The sequence below is a fragment of the Pseudomonas putida genome (genome assembly GCA_029953615.1).
Lineage (GTDB): Bacteria > Pseudomonadota > Gammaproteobacteria > Pseudomonadales > Pseudomonadaceae > Aquipseudomonas.
In genome coordinates this window covers 2,712,384-2,731,019 of sequence record CP124529.1, presented here as the reverse complement: position 1 = coordinate 2,731,019, position 18,636 = coordinate 2,712,384, and the positions used below count along the sequence as shown (strand labels likewise).

10 protein-coding genes and 2 pseudogenes are annotated in these 18,636 nt (G+C 61.8%); 9 read left to right on the top strand and 3 right to left on the bottom strand.

What is annotated here, in order from left to right; translation table 11 throughout:
* Nucleotides 1-99: 99 nt before the first annotated feature.
* Nucleotides 100-3,033: a bifunctional [glutamate--ammonia ligase]-adenylyl-L-tyrosine phosphorylase/[glutamate--ammonia-ligase] adenylyltransferase gene (gene glnE / locus QIY50_12405; protein ID WGV22876.1), complete on the bottom strand. Its 2,934-nt coding sequence runs from the start codon at nucleotides 3,031-3,033 to the stop codon at nucleotides 100-102.
* A 383-nt stretch (nucleotides 3,034-3,416) separates the two neighbouring features.
* Here glnE and aceE point away from each other — a divergent pair.
* The 5 genes and pseudogenes from aceE (at nucleotide 3,417) to QIY50_12380 (ending at nucleotide 12,253) form a co-directional block, all read left to right on the top strand.
* Nucleotides 3,417-6,063, top strand: a pseudogene (aceE, locus tag QIY50_12400) (pyruvate dehydrogenase (acetyl-transferring), homodimeric type).
* 13 nt (nucleotides 6,064-6,076) lie between these two features.
* Entirely contained in the window at nucleotides 6,077-7,720 is a 1,644-nt protein-coding gene (gene aceF / locus QIY50_12395) for a dihydrolipoyllysine-residue acetyltransferase (protein WGV22875.1), read from the top strand.
* A 381-nt stretch (nucleotides 7,721-8,101) separates the two neighbouring features.
* Nucleotides 8,102-10,792 carry an EAL domain-containing protein gene (locus QIY50_12390; protein WGV22874.1) on the top strand — a complete coding sequence of 897 codons (2,691 nt, stop codon included), beginning with the start codon at nucleotides 8,102-8,104 and terminating at the stop codon, nucleotides 10,790-10,792.
* 165 nt (nucleotides 10,793-10,957) lie between these two features.
* The gene (msrA, locus tag QIY50_12385; GenBank protein ID WGV22873.1) at nucleotides 10,958-11,626 is read left to right on the top strand and encodes a peptide-methionine (S)-S-oxide reductase MsrA; all 669 of its coding nucleotides are present in this window, start codon (nucleotides 10,958-10,960) and stop codon (nucleotides 11,624-11,626) included.
* A gap of 3 nt (nucleotides 11,627-11,629) precedes the next feature.
* Nucleotides 11,630-12,253, top strand: coding sequence for a glutathione S-transferase (locus QIY50_12380; GenBank protein ID WGV22872.1), 624 nt, complete (start codon nucleotides 11,630-11,632; stop codon nucleotides 12,251-12,253).
* 96 nt (nucleotides 12,254-12,349) lie between these two features.
* Here the strand turns inward: QIY50_12380 and QIY50_12375 are convergent, their stop codons facing one another.
* Complete coding sequence (locus QIY50_12375; protein WGV22871.1) at nucleotides 12,350-12,850, bottom strand: ATP-dependent zinc protease; 501 nt, start codon at nucleotides 12,848-12,850, stop codon at nucleotides 12,350-12,352.
* 182 nt (nucleotides 12,851-13,032) lie between these two features.
* Here QIY50_12375 and QIY50_12370 point away from each other — a divergent pair, with 182 nt between their 5' ends.
* Together QIY50_12370 and QIY50_12365 are read left to right on the top strand one after the other, a co-directional pair.
* Nucleotides 13,033-13,920, top strand: coding sequence for an acyltransferase (locus QIY50_12370; protein WGV22870.1), 888 nt, complete (start codon nucleotides 13,033-13,035; stop codon nucleotides 13,918-13,920).
* A gap of 245 nt (nucleotides 13,921-14,165) precedes the next feature.
* Complete coding sequence (locus QIY50_12365) at nucleotides 14,166-15,515, top strand: APC family permease (GenBank protein WGV22869.1); 1,350 nt, start codon at nucleotides 14,166-14,168, stop codon at nucleotides 15,513-15,515.
* A 247-nt stretch (nucleotides 15,516-15,762) separates the two neighbouring features.
* Here the strand turns inward: QIY50_12365 and QIY50_12360 are convergent, their stop codons facing one another.
* Complete coding sequence (locus QIY50_12360) at nucleotides 15,763-16,341, bottom strand: DUF2780 domain-containing protein (GenBank protein WGV22868.1); 579 nt, start codon at nucleotides 16,339-16,341, stop codon at nucleotides 15,763-15,765.
* A 226-nt stretch (nucleotides 16,342-16,567) separates the two neighbouring features.
* On the opposite strand from QIY50_12360, the gene QIY50_12355 reads away from it, so the two are divergent.
* Together QIY50_12355 and QIY50_12350 are read left to right on the top strand one after the other, a co-directional pair.
* On the top strand, nucleotides 16,568-17,095 hold the full coding sequence (locus QIY50_12355) for an RHS repeat-associated core domain-containing protein (GenBank protein WGV22867.1): 528 nt from the start codon (nucleotides 16,568-16,570) through the stop codon (nucleotides 17,093-17,095).
* A gap of 1,157 nt (nucleotides 17,096-18,252) precedes the next feature.
* Nucleotides 18,253-18,522: pseudogene (locus tag QIY50_12350) on the top strand (DUF3077 domain-containing protein).
* The last annotated feature ends 114 nt before the right edge of the window (nucleotides 18,523-18,636 follow it).

Genomic DNA, 18,636 nt, shown 5'->3' with positions numbered 1-18,636 from the left:
ATTCGCGGGCACGCCCGCTCCTACAGGTATTGCACAGCCATCCAGCCCTGCGCTTTCCCTGTGGGAGCGGGCATGCCCGCGAATGAAGCCAACTCGATATCAAGTCAGGCCCAACTCACCCCAGATCCGCCGCACCTCACGGCGTTCATCGGCAAACTGCGCCGCATCGATCACCCCGGCCTGCTTTTGCAGGGCCTGGCGGTGCGAAGCCGAGCGGAACGCCTTGTACACTTCACGCAACAGCACCGCGTCACTGGCCGGCATCAAACCTGCCTGCTCCAGCTCTTCCAGAATGCGGATGTTATCGGTCCATCGGAGTATGGCCGGGTGGTCGTGGGACCAGGCCAAAGCAGCGTATTGCACCATAAATTCGATATCGACGATACCGCCGGCATCCTGCTTGATATCGAACGGCACACCGGCATCGAAGGCGTTGGCCGCCGTACCGGCAGCGGTGGCCTTGGTGCCAAGGTTGTCGCGCATCTTGGCGCGCATTTCGCTCACTTCGCTACGCAGTTTTTCCAGGTCGCGGGCCTGGCCCAGCACCTTGGCACGCACGCCTTCGAATGCCGCCCCCACCTGCTGGCAGCCCACCAGTACGCGGGCCCGCACCAGGGCCTGGTGCTCCCAGGTCCAGGCTTCGTTCTGCTGGTAGCGCTCGAACGCGCCCAGCGAACTCACCAGCAGGCCCGAGGCCCCCGACGGGCGCAGGCGCATGTCCACGTCATACAGCTGGCCAGAGTTGGTCTGGGTGGCCAGCAGGTGAATGATGCGCTGGCCCAGGCGGGTGAAGAACTGCGCACTGTCGATGGGCTTGGCGCCGTCGGTTTCCGCCTGCGGGTCGCCGTCGTGGATGAATACCAGGTCCAGGTCCGAGCCGTGGCCCAGTTCCAGGCCACCCACCTTGCCGTAGCCGATGATGATGAAGCCCGGGTCGCACAGGCTGCCGTCGCTGCGCTTGGGCTGGCCATGGCGGGCCACGGTCTGGCGCCAGGCCAGGGCCAGTACCTGGTCGAGAATGGCTTCGGCCAGCCAGGTCAAATAGTCGCTGACTTTCATCAGTGGCAGGTTGCCGCTGATTTCCGAAGCGGCCACGCGCAGGCTGTGGGCCAGCTTGAAGTGGCGCAGCGCCTCCATCTGTTGTTCCAGGTCGTCCTCGGGAATGCGCGTCAGCCGTTCGCGCAGCTCGCTGGCCAGCTCTGGCGCCAGTGGCGGGCTGAACAGACGGCCTTCATTGAGCAGTTCGTCGAGCAGCAGCGGGTAGCGGGCAATCTGCTCGGCAATCCACGGGCTGGCGGCGCACAGGGTCAGCAGGCGGCGCAAGGCGCCGGGGTTTTCGGTGAGCAACACCAGGTAGGCAGAACGCCGTGCCACGGCCTCGACCAGCGGCAGCACGCGCTCAAGCACCAGATCGGGATTGTCATGCTCCACAGCCTGGGCCAGCAACCGCGGGATGAAAGCGTCCAGGCGCTCACGGCCAATCCGCTGCATCGAACGCAGCTGCGGGCTCGAGCGCAGCGCGGCCAGGCGCCGCAGAGCTTCGGCGGGCTGCTGGAAACCGGCCTCTTGCAGCTGACGGCCAGCGGCCTCTTCATCCTGCGCCTGCTCCCACAACGGCGACCATTCGCCACCCACCACCAGTTCGCCCTCGCCGTCTTCATCATCCGGATCGGCGATCACCTGGCGGAAGTGCCAGTCAATGCGGCCACGCCAGTGCGTCAGCTGGTCATGGAAGCTTTGCCAGTCAGCATAACCGAGCATGTAAGCCACCCGCGCCTGATCGGTCTCGCTGTCCGGCAGCATCTGCGTCTGACGGTCGGCAATGGCCTGGATGGCGTGCTCGGTATAGCGCAGGAATTCATAACCCTCGCGCAGCTCGGCGACCACCGCCGGCGGCAGATAACCCTGGCCCTCGAGGGTGGCCAGTACTTTCAGCAGCGGCCGCTGTTGCAGGCTGAGGTCGCGCCCGCCGTGGATCAACTGGAAGGCCTGGGCGATGAATTCCACCTCGCGAATGCCCCCGGCACCCAGCTTGATGTTGTCGGCCATGCCCTTGCGCCGCACTTCCTGCTGGATCAGCTGCTTCATGGTGCGCAGCGCTTCGATTGCGGAAAAGTCCAGGTAGCGGCGGTACACGAACGGCCGCAGCATCTCCTGCAACTGCGCGCCGGCTGCCTGGTCGCCGGCCACCACCCGCGCCTTGATCATCGCGTAGCGTTCCCAGTCGCGGCCCTGGTCCTGGTAGTACTGCTCCAGCGCATTGAAGCTGAGCACCAGCGCGCCGGCCGAACCGTAGGGGCGCAGGCGCATGTCGACGCGGAACACGAAGCCGTCGACGGTAACCGGGTCCAACGCCTTGATCAGGCGCTGGCCCAGGCGGGTGAAGAACTCCTGGTTGTCCAGCGAGCGCTTCACCCCTTCGGTTTCGCCGCCTTCAGGGAAGGCGAAGATCAGGTCGATGTCCGACGACAGGTTCAGTTCCACCGCGCCCAGCTTGCCCATGCCCAACACCACCATGTGCTGCGGCTGGCCACTGCGGTTGCCGACAGGCGTGCCGAACTGCTGGCAATGGCGCGGGTACAGCCATTGGTAGGCTTCGTCGATGGCGGCATCGGCCAGGTCGGACAGGTCGCGGCAGGTTTCGCCCAGCGCGGCCTGGCGAGTGACGTCGCGCCAGATGATGCGCAGCTGTTGGCGGTTGCGCTCGCGGCGCAGGTTGCGTGCCAGCTCGTCCTCGCTCTGCGCCGCCTTGGCGGCGGCTGCGACGTGGCCGCGCAGTTCACCCGCGGCATAACGCCGGTCCAGCTCGCCACTGGCCAGCAGGCCGAACAACATGGCCGGCTCGCGCCGGGCCAGGCCGAGCACGAAGTCGCTGGCGGCGGCCACCTGGTCGAACTGCTGCCGGTGCAGCGGGCTCCAGGCCTGCAGGTCGAGCTCCGGGTGGGCAGCCACGGCATCGCTGATGAATTGCTGGTTGCGCGCGACCAGTGGTTGCAGGGTAGCGGGCAGATCGGACGGCAAAGGTAGGCGCATGGTCTATCCTTGATCGGCGTGAAATAGAGGGGAAGAAGCGGCCAAGGGGAAGCCGGACCACGGTTGGACTGTCGTACAAAAGTTGGAAATAGCTGAAATGAACGAAAAAATGGCAACAACCATCAAGAATTACCCGCTCGCGACACAACGCCAACCAACATGAACGTTTTTCCTCACAAGCCAGCATGCGACGAAACGTCGCACAAATGTAGTTTTACTACTACCCGTGTCGTGTAAAAGCATGAAATGCGAAAGCAAATGTAGTAAAACTACACGGCGCCGGAGGACACCCCGGTAATCCAAGAATTCACGACGTCTGCCCATAAGGCCAGTCGCAACTTCAGGCAATCGATTCTGGTTGCCTTTCCGCCCTGGAGCAAGCCATGCAAGACCTCGATCCAATCGAAACCCAGGAATGGCTGGATGCCCTGGAGTCGGTCCTCGACAAAGAAGGCGAAGACCGCGCTCATTACCTGATGACCCGTATGGGCGAGCTGGCCACCCGTAGTGGCTCCCAGCTGCCGTATGCGATCACCACGCCATACCGCAACACCATCCCTGTCACCCACGAAGCACGCATGCCTGGCGACCTGTTCATGGAACGCCGCATTCGCTCGATGGTGCGTTGGAACGCCCTGGCCATGGTCATGCGTACCAACCTGAAAGACTCGGACCTGGGCGGACACATCTCCAGCTTCGCCTCCAGCGCCACCCTGTACGACATCGGCTTCAACTACTTCTTCCAGGCCCCGACCGAAGAACACGGCGGCGACCTGATCTTCTTCCAGGGCCACGCCTCGCCAGGCGTCTACGCCCGTGCCTTCATGGAAGGCCGCATCAGCGAAGACCAGATGAACAACTTCCGTCAGGAAGTGGATGGTAACGGCCTGTCTTCGTACCCGCACCCGTGGCTGATGCCTGACTTCTGGCAGTTCCCGACCGTATCGATGGGTCTGGGCCCGATCCAGGCCATCTACCAGGCACGCTTCATGAAGTACCTGGAAGCGCGCGGCTTCATCCCGGCCGGCAAGCAGAAGGTCTGGTGCTTCATGGGCGACGGCGAGTGCGACGAGCCGGAATCCCTGGGCGCGATCGCCCTGGCCGGCCGCGAGAAGCTGGACAACCTGATCTTCGTCATCAACTGCAACCTGCAGCGCCTCGACGGCCCGGTTCGCGGTAACGGCAAGATCATCCAGGAACTCGAAGGCGTGTTCCGTGGCGGTGGCTGGAACGTCAACAAGGTCGTCTGGGGCCGTTTCTGGGACCCACTGTTCGCCAAGGACACCAACGGTGCCCTGCAGCGCCGCATGGACGAAGTCATCGACGGCGAGTACCAGAACTACAAAGCCAAAGACGGCGCCTACGTTCGCGAGAACTTCTTCAACACCCCAGAGCTCAAGGCCATGGTCGAAGACCTGTCCGACGAAGAGATCTGGAAGCTCAACCGTGGCGGCCACGACCCGTACAAGGTCTACGCGGCGTACCACCAGGCGGTCAACCACAAGGACCAGCCTACCGTCATCCTGGCCAAGACCATCAAGGGTTACGGTACCGGTGCCGGCGAAGCCAAGAACACCGCGCACAACACCAAGAAGGTCGACGTCGACAGCCTGCGTCACTTCCGTGACCGCTTCGACATCCCGGTCAAGGATGCCGACCTGGAGAACCTGCCGTTCTTCAAGCCGGAAGAAGGTTCTGCCGAAGCCAAGTACCTGGCCGAGCGCCGTGCTGCCCTGGGCGGTTTCGTGCCACAGCGCCGCGCCAAGAGCTTCAGCGTACCGACCCCGCCACTGGAAACGCTGAAAGCGATCCTGGACGGCTCGGGCGACCGCGAAATCTCCACCACCATGGCCTTCGTGCGTATTCTGGCGCAGCTGGTCAAGGACAAGGAAATCGGCCAGCGCATCGTCCCGATCATCCCGGACGAAGCCCGTACCTTCGGTATGGAAGGCATGTTCCGCCAGCTGGGCATCTACTCGTCGGTCGGCCAGCTCTACGAGCCAGTCGATAAAGACCAGGTGATGTTCTACCGCGAAGACAAGAAGGGCCAGATCCTCGAGGAAGGCATCAACGAAGCCGGCGCCATGTCGTCGTTCATCGCTGCCGGTACCTCGTACAGCTGCCACAACCAGCCGATGCTGCCGTTCTACATCTTCTACTCGATGTTCGGCTTCCAGCGCATTGGCGACCTGGCCTGGGCCGCTGGCGACAGCCGCACCCGTGGTTTCCTGATCGGCGGTACCGCCGGCCGTACCACCCTCAACGGTGAAGGCCTGCAGCACGAAGACGGTCACAGCCACATGATGGCGGGTACCATCCCGAACTGCCGCACCTACGATCCGACCTACGGCTACGAGCTGGCGGTGATCATCCAGGACGGCATGAAGAAGATGACCGAAGAGCAACAGGACATCTTCTACTACATCACCGTGATGAACGAATCCTACCAGCAGCCAGCCATGCCGGCCGGTGTCGAGGAAGGCATCATCAAGGGCATGTACCTGCTGGAAGAAGACACCCGCGAAGCCGCGCAACCACGTACAGCTGATGGGCTCCGGCACCATCCTGCGCGAAGTCCGCGAAGCGGCGAAGATCCTGCGTGAAGAGTTCAACGTCGGTGCCGACGTGTGGAGCGTCACCAGCTTCAACGAACTGCGTCGCGACGGCCTGGCCGTGGAACGCGCCAACCGCCTTAAGCCTGGCCAGAAGCCACAGCAGACCTATGTCGAGCAGTGCCTGAACGGTCGCAAGGGCCCGGTCATCGCCTCCACCGACTACATGAAGCTGTTCGCCGAGCAGATTCGCCAGTGGGTACCGAGCAAAGAGTTCAAGGTCCTGGGTACCGACGGTTACGGTCGCAGCGACAGCCGCAAGAAGCTGCGTCACTTCTTCGAAGTTGACCGCCACTTCGTGGTGCTGGCTGCCCTGGAAGCCCTGGCTGACCGCGGCGAGATCGAACCAAAGGTTGTTGCAGACGCTATCGTCAAGTTCGGTATCGACCCGGACAAGCGCAACCCACTGGACTGCTGAGGAGTATTTTTAAGTGAGCGAACTCATTCGCGTACCTGACATCGGCAGCGGTGAAGGTGAAATCATCGAGCTGTTCGTCAAGGTCGGTGATCGTATCGAGGCTGACCAGAGCCTGCTGACCCTGGAGTCCGACAAGGCCTCCATGGAGATCCCGGCACCGAAGGCCGGCGTGATCAAGGAACTGAAGGTCAAGCTGGGCGATCGCCTGAAAGAAGGCGACGAGCTGCTGGTCCTGGAAGCCGAGGGCGCCGCTGCTGCGGCCCCTGAGGCTCCTGCTGCCGCTCCGGCCCAGGCTGCTGCGCCGGCTCCTGCCGCTGAAGCCGCCCCTGCCCCAGCTCCGGCCGCAGCCCCGGCTGCCGCCAGCGTGCAGGACATCCACGTGCCGGACATCGGCTCGTCGGGCAAGGCCAAGATCATCGAAGTGCTGGTCAAGGTCGGCGACACCGTCGAAGCTGACCAGTCGCTGATCACCCTGGAGTCCGACAAGGCCTCCATGGAAATCCCGTCGCCGGCTGCCGGCGTGGTCGAAGAAGTGCTGTGCAAACTGGAAGACGAAGTCGGCACTGGCGACCTGATCTTCAAGCTCAAGGTTGCTGGCGCCGCGCCTGCTGCCGCTCCGGCTCCGGCCGCCGCTGCTGCCCCGGCCAAGGCTGAGGCGGCTCCGGCCGCCGCACCTGCCGCAGCCGCTCCGGCTGCTGCTCCTGCACCGGTCGCTACCGCACCGGCTGCCGGCAGCAACGCCAAGGTTCACGCCGGCCCGGCAGTACGCCAGCTGGCCCGTGAATTCGGCGTCGACCTGGGCGCGGTTGCCGCGACCGGTCCGCACGGCCGCATCCTGAAAGAAGACGTGCAGGTCTACGTCAAGGCAATGATGCAGAAGGCCAAGGAAGCTCCGGCAGCCGCCGGTGCGACCGGCGGCGCCGGCATCCCGCCGATCCCTGCCGTGGACTTCAGCAAGTTCGGTGAAGTGGAAGAAGTGGCCCTGACCCGCCTGATGCAGGTCGGTGCTGCAAACCTGCACCGCAGCTGGCTCAACGTGCCGCACGTTACCCAGTTCGACTCCGCCGACATCACCGAGCTGGAAGCCTTCCGCGTTGCGCAGAAGGCCGTGGCCGAGAAGGCTGGCGTGAAGCTGACCGTGCTGCCACTGCTGCTCAAGGCCTGTGCGTTCCTGCTCAAGGAACTGCCGGACTTCAACAGCTCGCTGGCGCCAAGCGGCAAGGCCATCATCCGCAAGAAGTACGTGCACATCGGCTTTGCCGTGGACACCCCGGACGGCCTGCTGGTGCCTGTGATCAAGAACGTCGACCAGAAGAGCCTGCTGCAACTGGCTGCCGAAGCGGCTGCGCTGGCCGAAAAAGCCCGCACCAAGAAGCTGTCGGCCGACGAGATGCAAGGCGCTTGCTTCACCATCTCCAGCCTCGGCCACATTGGCGGCACCGGCTTCACGCCGATCGTCAACGCGCCGGAAGTGGCTATCCTGGGCGTCTCCAAGGCGACCATGCAGCCGGTCTGGGATGGCAAGGCCTTCCAGCCGAAGCTGATGCTGCCGCTGTCGCTGTCCTACGATCACCGTGTGATCAACGGCGCTGCCGCCGCGCGCTTCACCAAGCGCCTGGGCGACGTGCTGGGCGATATCCGCACCATGCTGCTGTAAGGCAGCACACTGCCCCTCCTTGCGAGGGGCAGTACCCTTTCGAGCTGCCACGCTCGTACCTCAACCCCGTCGCTTGGCGGGGCTTTTTTTTGCCTGGCAAAAGGCACATTGGGGCTGCTTTGCAGCCCTTCGCGGGCTTGCCCGCTCCCACAGGGATTACACAGCCCTTGAACCCTGTGCTGTACCTGTGGGAGCTGGCTTGCCGGCGATGGGCCGCAAAGCGGCCCCAGGATCTCCAGTCAACCTACAGATTCCGACCAAACAGCCGATAACCCGTCCACAGCATCACGCATGGCTGCTTGCCAGCCCCCGGGACATGATGCAACCTTGCCGAATCCGCCGCTGCCCCAAAGCCGCGTTACCTCTTCAAGCGAGTCTTCGATGAAAAGCCAACCCGATGCCGCCAGCCGTGTGGTGGCCGAGGTCGTCACGCAGTTACCCGTGCCCTCGCGGCTCGGCATGCTGCGTTTCGAAAGGCTCAACGAAGCCACGTGGGCCATGCTCTACCTCGACCCGGCCTGCGAGCGCCAGTTCGGCCTGCATGCCGGCGACCTGTGCGCCCTGGTAGACGCGCCCTATGCCAGCCTGATGGAGCCCGAGGCCCGCTACCGACTGCACGACGAGATCCAGTTGCAACTGGCCCAGCGCGGCTACTACCGCGTGCGCTACACCTTGCACACGCCAACTGCATCGCTACGCCTGCTGGAGGCCGGGGAAGCCTACAAGCAGCACAACCGCCACCTGTTGCGCGGCTACCTGAGCGTGCTCGACGACCACGCCGAGGATACCGGCGAAGCCCCTGCCAGCGACCTGGAATCGCGCAACAACCGGCTGCAACTGGCGCTGCAACTGAACCAGCGCGCGCAGCAGGAACAACTCGAGCACCTGGAGCGGGTACGCGGCCAGCAGGACCTGATCCTGCGCCTGGCCCGCCAGCGCTACAGCGTCGGGAATTCATTGCGGGAAGCCGCCCAGCTGATTACCCGGAGCGCCTGCGAGATCTACAAGGTCGACATTGCCAGCATCTGGCACCTGGAAGACCAGCGCCTGGAGCCGATCACCGCCTGGTACCGGGAAGCGCAAGAGCACCGCCAGCCCGAAGCCATAGATGCCAGCCGCTTCCCCGATTACCTCGACGCGCTGCACACCAGCCGTGCCATCGATGCCCATAATGCCGGCCACGACCCGCGCACCCGCGCCCTGGCACAAAGCCTGTGCCCGGAAAACAAGGCGATGCTTGATGCCAGCATTCGCGTCGATGGTCAGGTAGTCGGTGTGCTGTGCCTTGAGCAGACCGGCCAGACCCGGGCCTGGCAGTCGGACGAAATCGCCTTTGCCGGCGAGCTGGCCGACCAGTTCGCCCAGGTCATCACCAACCATAACCGGCGCACCGCCGCCAGCGCCCTGCACCTGTTCCAGCGGGCGGTCGAGCAGAGCGCCAGCGCCTTCCTGCTGGTCAACCGCGACGGCGTGGTGGAGTACGTCAACCCCAGCTTTACCGCCATCACCCAGTACAGCACCGAGGAAGTGCAAGGCCGCCACCTGGGCGAGCTGCCGGCGCTGGAGAACCTCAGCGAACTGCTGTTCGACTCGCCGTCGAGCCTGGCCATGGGCAACAGCTGGCAGGGTGAATTCAAGAGCCGGCGCAAGAACCTCGAGCCCTACTGGGGCCAGCTGTCGATATCCAAGGTCTACGGCGACAACCGCGAGCTGACCCACTACATCGGCATCTACGAGGACGTCACCCAGACCAAGCTGGCCCAGCAGCGCATCGAACGCCTGGCCTACACCGACAACCTGACCAACCTGGGCAACCGCCCGGCGTTCATCCGCAGCCTGGACGAGCGCTTTGCCCGTGATGGCGAGAACTCGATGTGCCTGCTGCTGGTGGACATCGACAACTTCAAGCGCATCAACGACAGCCTCGGCCACCAGACCGGCGACAAGCTGCTGATCAGCCTGGCCCGGCGCCTGCGCAACAGCCTGCATGCCGGCGGCATCCTGGCACGCTTTGCCAGTAACGAGTTCGCCGTGCTGCTCGACGACACCCGCCTGGAAGATGGCCAAGGTGTCGCCCAGCAATTGCTGAACACGCTCGACAAGCCGATGTTCGTCGACAACCAGCTGATCAACGTCACCGCCTCGGTGGGCCTGGCCTGCGCGCCACTGCACGGCGCCGACCCGGCCAGCCTGATGAAAAATGCCGGCCTGGCGCTGCACAAGGCCAAGGCCAACGGCAAGCACCAGGTGCAGGTGTTTACCGAAGTACTCAATGCCGAAGCCAGCTACAAGCTGTTCGTCGAAAACAACCTGCGTCGCGCCCTGACCCAGAACGAGCTGGAGGTGTTCTACCAGCCCAAGCTGTGCCTGCGCAGTGGCCGCCTGCTGGGGCTGGAAGCGCTGCTGCGCTGGAACCACCCCGAGCGCGGCATGATCCGCCCCGACCAGTTCATCAGCGTGGCGGAAGAGACCGGCCTGATCATCCCCATCGGCAAATGGGTGGTGCGCCAGTCGTGCCGCATGAGCAAGCAGCTGCGCGAGGCCGGCATGGGCAACCTGCATGTAGCCATCAACCTGTCGCCCAAGCAGTTCTCCGACCCGGACCTGGTGGCGTCGATCAGCACCATCCTCAAGGAAGAAGCCCTGCCCCCGCACCTGCTGGAGCTGGAGCTGACCGAAGGCCTGCTGCTGGAGGCCAGCGAAGACACCCACCGCCAACTGGATGAGCTGAAGGCCCTGGGCCTGACCCTGGCCATGGACGACTTCGGCACCGGTTATTCGTCGCTGAGCTACCTGAAGAAGTTTCCGATCGACATCCTCAAGATCGACCGCAGTTTCATCAATGAAATCCCGGACAACCAGGACGACATGGAAATCACCTCGGCGGTGGTGGCCATGGCGCACAACCTCAAGCTGAAAGTGGTGGCCGAGGGTATCGAGACGCCGGAGCAGCTGGCGTTCCTGCGCCGGCACCGCTGCGACGTGGGCCAGGGCTACCTGTTCGACCGGCCGATTCCGGGGCGCGAGCTGGCTGAACGGCTGAAGCGCTACCCGCGTGGCCCACTGGCCTGACAGCCGCGTAAACCTCGGGCACTATAGAAACCATTCGGGCCCTTTCGCGGGCACGCCCGCTCCCACAGGTATCCCACAACATTCAAATCCTGTGGTGACCCTGTGGGAGCGGGCATGCCCGCGAAGGCCCCAACACCTATTCAACTGCCATACAGAGGAACGGCCATGGTCCTGCGTTCGGAAATCCTGGTGAACAAAAACGTCATGCCTACCGCGGAGCAGGCCCTGCCTGGCCGCGAAACGCCAATGAAGCTGCCCGAGTTCCATTACGTGTTCAAGGACACGCCTCTGCTCGGCCCCTTCTTCGAAGGCGCCATCGACTTCGCCATCTTCGGCCTGGGCTGCTTCTGGGGCGCCGAGCGCCGCTTCTGGCAGCGTGAGGGCGTGGTCAGCACGGTGGTTGGCTACGCCGGCGGCTTCACCCCCCACCCCACCTACGAGGAAGTGTGCTCGGGCCTGACCGGCCATACCGAAGTGGTGCTGGTAGTGTTCGACAAGGACAAGGTCAGCTACCGCGAGCTGCTGGCGATGTTCTGGGAACTGCACAACCCGACCCAGGGCATGCGCCAGGGCAACGACATCGGCACCCAGTACCGCTCGGCCATCTACTGCACCAGCCCTGAACAGCTGGAACAGGCCAAGGCCAGCCGCGACGCGTTCCAGGCCGAACTGACCAAGGCTGGCTTCGGCGAGATCACCACCGAAATCGACCAGGCGCCGACCGTGTACTTCGCCGAGGCCTACCACCAGCAGTACCTGGCCAAGAACCCGGACGGCTACTGCGGCATCGGCGGCACCGGTGTGTGCCTGCCACCGAGCCTGCAGGGTAACTGACGCATGAGCACGATGACCCTGTTCCACTCGCCATTGTCGCCATTCGTGCGCAAGGTCATGGTGGTGTTGCACGAGACTGGCCAGCTTGAGCGTGTGAAGCTGCAGCCGGTGAACATCAGCCCGGTCAGCGGCGACCTGCAACTGAACCAGGACAACCCGATCGGCAAGATCCCGGCCCTGCGCCTGGTAGACGGGACCGTACTGCACGACAGCCGGGTGATCTGCGAATACCTGGACCTGCAGCACGTTGGCCTGCCGCTGCTGCCGCGCGAAGGCTCGGCGCGTTGGCGCCGCATGACGCTGGTGTCGCAGGCCGATGCGATCATGGATGCGGCGGTGTCGTCGCGCTATGAAAGCTTCCTGCGGCCTGAAGACAAGCGCTGGGACGGCTGGCTGCAGGCACAGGGCGACAAGATTCGCCGTAGCCTGGCCAACCTGGAGCAGGAGCATTTGCCTGAGCTGATGTCCGGGTTCGACCTGGCAGCGATTGGCGTGGCCTGTGCGCTGGGGTATCTGGATTTGCGCCAGCCCGGGTTCGGCTGGCGTGAGCAGCAGCCTGGGTTGGCGGCGTGGTATGCCGAGGTGGTCAAGCGGCCTTCCATGGTTGCCACCGCGCCGGTAGCCTGAAGGGCCTCTTCGCGGGCACGCCCGCTCCCACAGGGTATGCGCCGTACCTGTGGGAGCGGGCGAGCCCGCGAAAGGGCCGCTACAGGCGCCTCGCCATCAGCAGCCCGGCTTGCCGGCGGTAAACTTCTTCGCCGGGTTTACCGCCGCCTTGAACTCGCGCAATGCCTTGGACCCCACCAGCAGCGGGTAGTTGAAGCTGCTGCGGTCCACCAGGTTAACCTCGACGGTGCGTTTCACGTCACCCAGGCACAGCTCCAGGTCGACCACCGGGCGCTTGGAGATTTCCGGCGCATCGCCTTCGTCTTCTTCATCGGCACGGCCCTTGATCTTGCTGATGCGCGAGACCTTGTGCTCGTACACCTTGCCATCCGAATCCTTGGTCGCCAGGCGGAAGCGCACCCACTCGTCACCATCGCGGGTGAACAGCTCGATATCCTTGGCCGACAGCGACGCGGTAAAGGCGCCAGTATCCATCTTGGCTTTCAGGGTTTCGCCCAGTTCGGGCAGGGCTATGTTCTCGTAACGGCCATAGAGGGTGGGCTCGGCGGCCATGACCGGCAGCGCCAACAACGACAACAGGGCAAGCAGAGATTTCACAGGCAGGCTTCCTTGAGAAGTGTCAGTGCTTAGACTGCACTGGCAGGATAGGTTCGCTGTCACAAGGTTAACCAACAAATTGTGAAACATTTGTCTGCGCCGCCGGGCATGGGAAATTTGGCGTAGGCCAGCGCCCTGCTTATCATTGCCAACCGTTTATCTCCCACAACAAGAGTCTCTTTATGCGTCGCCTGCTGACCGGCATTCTCACTACCACCCTGCTGCTGCTCAACACCCTGGTGTTGATCTGCCCGCTGCTGGTCTTCGCCCTGCTCAAACTGGTGCTGCCGGGCCGCGGCCGTGACTATGCCTCGTGGGCAGTGATGTGGGTGGCCGAGACCTGGTCGGAGATCGACAAGGCCATCTTTGCCCTGTGCATCCCTACAAAGTGGGACATCCGCGGTGTCGAGAACCTGCGCAAGGACACCTCATACCTGGCCGTGAGCAACCACCAGACCTGGGTCGATATCCCCGCACTGATCGAAAGCCTCAACCGCCGTACACCGTTCTTCAAGTTCTTCCTGAAGAAGGAACTGATCTGGGTACCGTTGCTGGGCCTGGCCTGGTGGGGGCTGGATTACCCGTTCATGAAGCGCTACAGCAAGGCCTTCCTGGAGAAGCACCCGGAGCTGAAGGGCAAGGACCTGGAAATCACCAAGGCCGCCTGCGAGCTGTTCAAGCGCCAGCCGGTGACCGTGGTGAACTACCTGGAAGGCACCCGCTTTACCGAGGCCAAGCGCCAGGAACAGCAGTCGCCTTATCGCTACCTGCTCAAACCCAAGGCGGGCGGGGTAGCGTTTGTGCTGGCGGCATTGGGTGAGCAGCTGGATGCCTTGCTCGACGTGACCATCGTCTACCCCGGCAACAAGGCGCCGGGGTTCTGGGACCTGCTCAATGGCAGCATCAGCCGGGTGATTATCGACATTCAGGTGCGCGAGCTGGACCCGGCGCTGTGGGCGGGGCATTACGAGAATGATCCTGAGTTTCGTCAGACCGTGCAGGCTTGGGTGAATCAGCTATGGGTGGAGAAGGACCAGCGGATCGAGCAGCTGCGGGCGGAAATGGGCTGAAAGCTCTATTGGCTGTGCCGGCCTCTTCGCGGGCTCGCCCGCTCCCACAGGGGCGGCGCCACCTTCAGGGGCTGTGGTAATCCTGTGGGAGCGGGCGAGCCCGCGAAGAGGCGGGTACAGGTATCACAGACTTCCGATTAAAACCCAGGCTAATAATCAGCATTAGGATTACTTCTTTGTCACACCCCACCTAAGTGGATAAAAATCGACCAAAGCACAACTACAAAAACGCTCTGGATCGAACGATGGCCAACCCACCCAGCTCCACCCCCGTCCAGCTCCGCCGTGTTCTCGGCCTGCCCGCCCTGGTGTTCTTCGGCCTGGTGTACATGGTCCCGCTGACCATCTTCACCACCTACGGTATCGTCACCGAACTTACTGGTGGCCGCACCGCCGGCGCCTACATGGTTACCCTGGTGGCCATGCTGTTCACCGCCGCGTCCTACAGCTTCATGGTCAAGCGCTTCCCGGTCGCAGGTTCGGCGTACTCCTACACCAACATGGCCTTCGGCCCAAACGTCGGCTTCCTCGCCGGCTGGTCGCTGCTGCTGGATTACCTGTTCCTGCCAATGATCAACTACCTGCTGATCGGCCTGTTCCTCAACATCGCCTTCCCGGCCATCCCGGCGTGGTCGATCGCGCTGGCCTCGATTGCCCTGGTGACCGTGCTCAATGTGGTCGGCATTCACTCGGTGGCCAAGACCAGCAACCTGATCGTTGGCGCGCAGATCGTGTTCATCGTGGTGTTCGTCGCGCTGTCCTGCCAGTCGCTGGCCGGCCAGCCGCTGGACCTGCTGACGCCGCTGATGGGCGATGGCTCCAAGCCCGGTTTCGGCCCGATCATGGCCGGCGCGGCGGTGCTGTGCCTGTCGTTCCTTGGCTTCGATGCCGTATCGACCTTGGCCGAAGAATGCCGCGATGCCCGCCGCGACGTGCCACGGGCGATCATCCTCACAACCCTGTTCGCCGGCTTGCTGTTCACCGTGCTGGCCTATGTCAGCCAGCTGGTGTTGCCGGGCAGCACATTCGCCAATGCCGATGCGGCGGCAAACGAGGTGATGTTCAAAGCGGGCGGGCAATTCCTGGCCAACTTCTTCACGGCGGCGTATGTGGCCGGCAGCCTGGGCTCGGCGCTGGCCTCGCAGGCAGCGGTGTCGCGCATCCTGTTCACCATGGGGCGCGACAACGTACTGCCTCGGCGCAGCTTTGGTTACCTGTCGCCGCGCTTTGGTACCCCGGTGTTTGCCATTGCGCTGGTGTCGGCGTTTTCGCTGCTGGCGTTGGTGATCGACCTGGCTACCCTCGCCTCGCTGATCAGCTTTGGTGCGCTGGTGGCGTTTTCGGCGGTGAACCTGGCGGTGGTGAAGACTCACCTGATGGACGATGGTGCACAGCGTAACCTCAAGGGGCTGCTGTGCTATGGCTTGGTGCCGTTGGTGGGGCTGGCACTGACCTTGTGGCTGTGGACCAGCCTGTCGGCACTGACTTTGGTAATTGGCCTGTGCTGGTTTGCCCTGGGCCTGGCGTACCTGGCGGTACTGACCGCCGGCTTCCGTCGCCCGGTGCGGCTGGTGGACTTCACCGAAGCTGCCTGACTATCGGCCCGACGCAGATCTGCTTATGTTTTGTGGGAGCGGGCGCGCCCGCGAAGAATCCAGCGCGGTGTAGGCCACCGGCTTCGCCGGTGTTCGCGGGCATGCCCGCGCCCACAAAAACTGCGCAGGCGCTTGAATCTTGATCAAGACAGTTGCCCCACAACTACAGCGCCGGCCCTGAGTTCTGTGATAACCCTGTGGGAGCTGGCTAGCCGGCGATAGGGCCAGCACTTCCCCTGCAAAACCTTCAGACGGAAGGCTGAGCCAATGGCGCTGGCGCCGGGGTAGTCCACAAGCTGCCCAGATTTTGCAGCAACGACCCGGCAATCCCCTGCTGCCCCAGGTACTGCAGCAGCAACGGAGCAAACTGCCCGATCATCCCGGTATCCATGCCCAGCGCCTTGAACGCATTGTCCAGGTCGCTGCGGTTCTCCACATTGCCACCCAGCGCATTGCTCAACGCCGACGGGTTCTCGCTGTTCTTGCCCAGCAAATCCCCCAACCCACTCAAACCACCCAGCGCGCTGGCCCCGGCCAGCAGGTCCAGCCCCGGCACTGCCTTGGTCAACTGGCCATAGTCCTCGCTGCTGAGGTTATTACGCGCCAACCCCAACATCGCTCCCGCCCCGCCCACGGCCTGTTCGGGGGTGATGTTCAATTGGCTGCCCAAGGTATTGAGCAGATTGGCTTGCGCCGCAGGAGCCTGCACCTGGCCTTGCTGCTGGTTCTGCATGGCGGACACGGCGTTGGCGGCATCGCTGAGGTTGAAGGCGAACACCGGGCTTGCGGCCAGGGTCATCAGGGTTGCCAGGGTGAATGCTTTCATCGGGAGGGACCTCGGTTGGCCGGGATGGCCTGGGAAACGAGGGGTTTGACTTGTTGTTTGGGCGTTTGTTCCAAGCCAACTGTCAGAATCCCAAAATGAGGGCCAACTCATAAATAGATCAACCTCGAAACTAGCAATTTTACCAGTTGCACAATATAAGATTATGCTTAAAACTCGAAACCATTCTAACATGAACCAACATATCTAGTTAAAATGGAGGCTGCACATGTCTTTCAATAGCAAGCAATCAATATTCTATCAAGGCCTCAGCACCAATACTGTTATTTTTACTAACAAAAGCATATCAATCATACGAAGCGACACCAGTCCGATAGCTGAAAAAACTTTAAATTCCACACCCAACGAGCCAGCGCTTTTATCAGTGGACATTTCAAACACACCTGTTAGCATCGCTCGCAAGGAAAATATTTCAGGAAAAATATTTTCAGTCTACGGGTACGACAGCGCAGAACTTCAAGAGCGCTCTTTGATTGGCTTCGCAGGAGAACTCCCCCTAGCTGCCGGAAAATACTTGCTTGGCAGCTACCGTATATTTGACACTGTACTAATGCGTTTTCACTCCCCAGATAACCTCAGTCCCTTCTTGGCTGGCAGCATAAATTGCTATGGTTACTGCAGCGGCGACCCGGTAAACAACACAGACCCAACTGGGCATGCCAAGAATCCGCTTACATCGCTCATGAAAGTATTCTCAAACAAGAACATAAAAATCCATAAACACGAAGCTAAGTAAGTCTACACCAGCGATAAATCAGCCATCCGAGTACTCTCAACCTAGCAGCTTCAATCCGGTATTCGAAAATACAGGAAAAGACTTCCGACCCTCCAGGTACGACTTAAAAGCTGCCAAAAGCCTATCCAATATCAATGAAGCGGCCACAGCTCCAACGCTGGAGCACATGGCTCAATATGAACCTTCCGCCCCATTGCCAGTAAATACAATAACTGGAGACAGCTTAAAATATCTGAGAAAACTTGAACGCTTAGCAAGCTCAAACTATCAAGAAATGAGAAAACCGCGCCCCCATTAACACCCATCGGCGAACATGAGATCTACCAACAGATGGCCGCACGATACGGCGACTTTTACAGTAATGAAATCACAAGATTATTATTCGAACCTGGATATACACCATCAACTAGCGATATTCAAAAAGTGATCCGATATTGACACCGAATAAAATTATCGTATACAGGACTCATGATCGCCCACAGAGGCCGACCCACTGCAGAAGCCCCTCAATTCGAGGGGATTTTTTCTTTAGGCCAATCAGACCGCGCTGAATTTTTTGCGTGGGCTACCCGCAAGTTTCTTCTATATGCCTGTATTAGCGCCTCAATCCCACTTTGATTTCCGTTTTTTCCTCTTACTTGTAGGACGTTTCTGAAACATACTCCCTATCCCCTCCAAGCCATTGCTCTGGGTTGCGCTCTAGTCTCGAGCGGTCGCTGCACATCAGCGATCGGCTTTGACAGGCCGATACCGACGATACGTGATGGCTTACCTCAATGGTGGCTGTGCGTGGGGCCCCCTGTGTGCGCCGGGTTTAATCTGTCGACCGGTCTGTCAACCCGCGTACAGCTGCCACCCATTTGTTTGACAGCAGAGGGTGTCGGCGCAATCGACAGAGGGTTACACCATGCAGAAAACTGATTTTGAACCACCTCGCAATTCCTTTCCCTTGAAATCACCACCCTCCTGGCGACGGGGTATGCCCAGCGTGCCCAGACTGTGACGCGGATGCCACGCTGAGGCTTGTTTGATGTGTTGTCTGAGCTGGCGTCTTCGCGGGTGAACCCGCTCCCACAGGGGCGGCGCAAAACTTGTGGGAGCGGGTTTACCCTCGAAGAGGCCCGGACAGGCACCGCCAATTTCAAGGGGATAGAACAATGACAACAGGCGCAAGAGAACCCAACACTACCGTCGGCAAGACCATCTTTTATCAGGGGGGAAAACAAGACCCACCCGCTATTCTGCATTGCCTCTGGGATCCCTTGCTAGGATGCCGTGACCAGGCCTCGGAGCTGATGGGCTATGTGCGGGACATGACCATTGACGGGCTGATGGACAACAAGCCGCAGTTGCTTTGGGCATCGCATTACCTGAGCGCGTTGGCCAAGGCGCTGATGGATGATGCTGAGTGGGGGATGATGCGCTGAGTTTTGGGTTGCCTGGGCTGGCCTCTTCGCGGGCACGCCCGCTCCCACAGTGTTCGCCGTCAATCTCCCTGGCTGGCTCGGCTCCAGGTAGGAGCAGCCTTGTGCTGCGAAGAC

What these genes read in the sequence shown, in the direction of transcription:
- glnE (WGV22876.1), bottom strand. Translation starts at nt 3,033, where the DNA reads ATGCGCCTACCTTTGCCGTCCGATCTGCCCGCTACCCTGCAACCACTG.
- QIY50_12390 (WGV22874.1), top strand. Translation starts at nt 8,102, where the DNA reads ATGAAAAGCCAACCCGATGCCGCCAGCCGTGTGGTGGCCGAGGTCGTC.
- msrA (WGV22873.1), top strand. Translation starts at nt 10,958, where the DNA reads ATGGTCCTGCGTTCGGAAATCCTGGTGAACAAAAACGTCATGCCTACC.
- QIY50_12380 (WGV22872.1), top strand. Translation starts at nt 11,630, where the DNA reads ATGAGCACGATGACCCTGTTCCACTCGCCATTGTCGCCATTCGTGCGC.
- QIY50_12370 (WGV22870.1), top strand. Translation starts at nt 13,033, where the DNA reads ATGCGTCGCCTGCTGACCGGCATTCTCACTACCACCCTGCTGCTGCTC.
- QIY50_12365 (WGV22869.1), top strand. Translation starts at nt 14,166, where the DNA reads ATGGCCAACCCACCCAGCTCCACCCCCGTCCAGCTCCGCCGTGTTCTC.
- QIY50_12360 (WGV22868.1), bottom strand. Translation starts at nt 16,341, where the DNA reads ATGAAAGCATTCACCCTGGCAACCCTGATGACCCTGGCCGCAAGCCCG.
- QIY50_12355 (WGV22867.1), top strand. Translation starts at nt 16,568, where the DNA reads ATGTCTTTCAATAGCAAGCAATCAATATTCTATCAAGGCCTCAGCACC.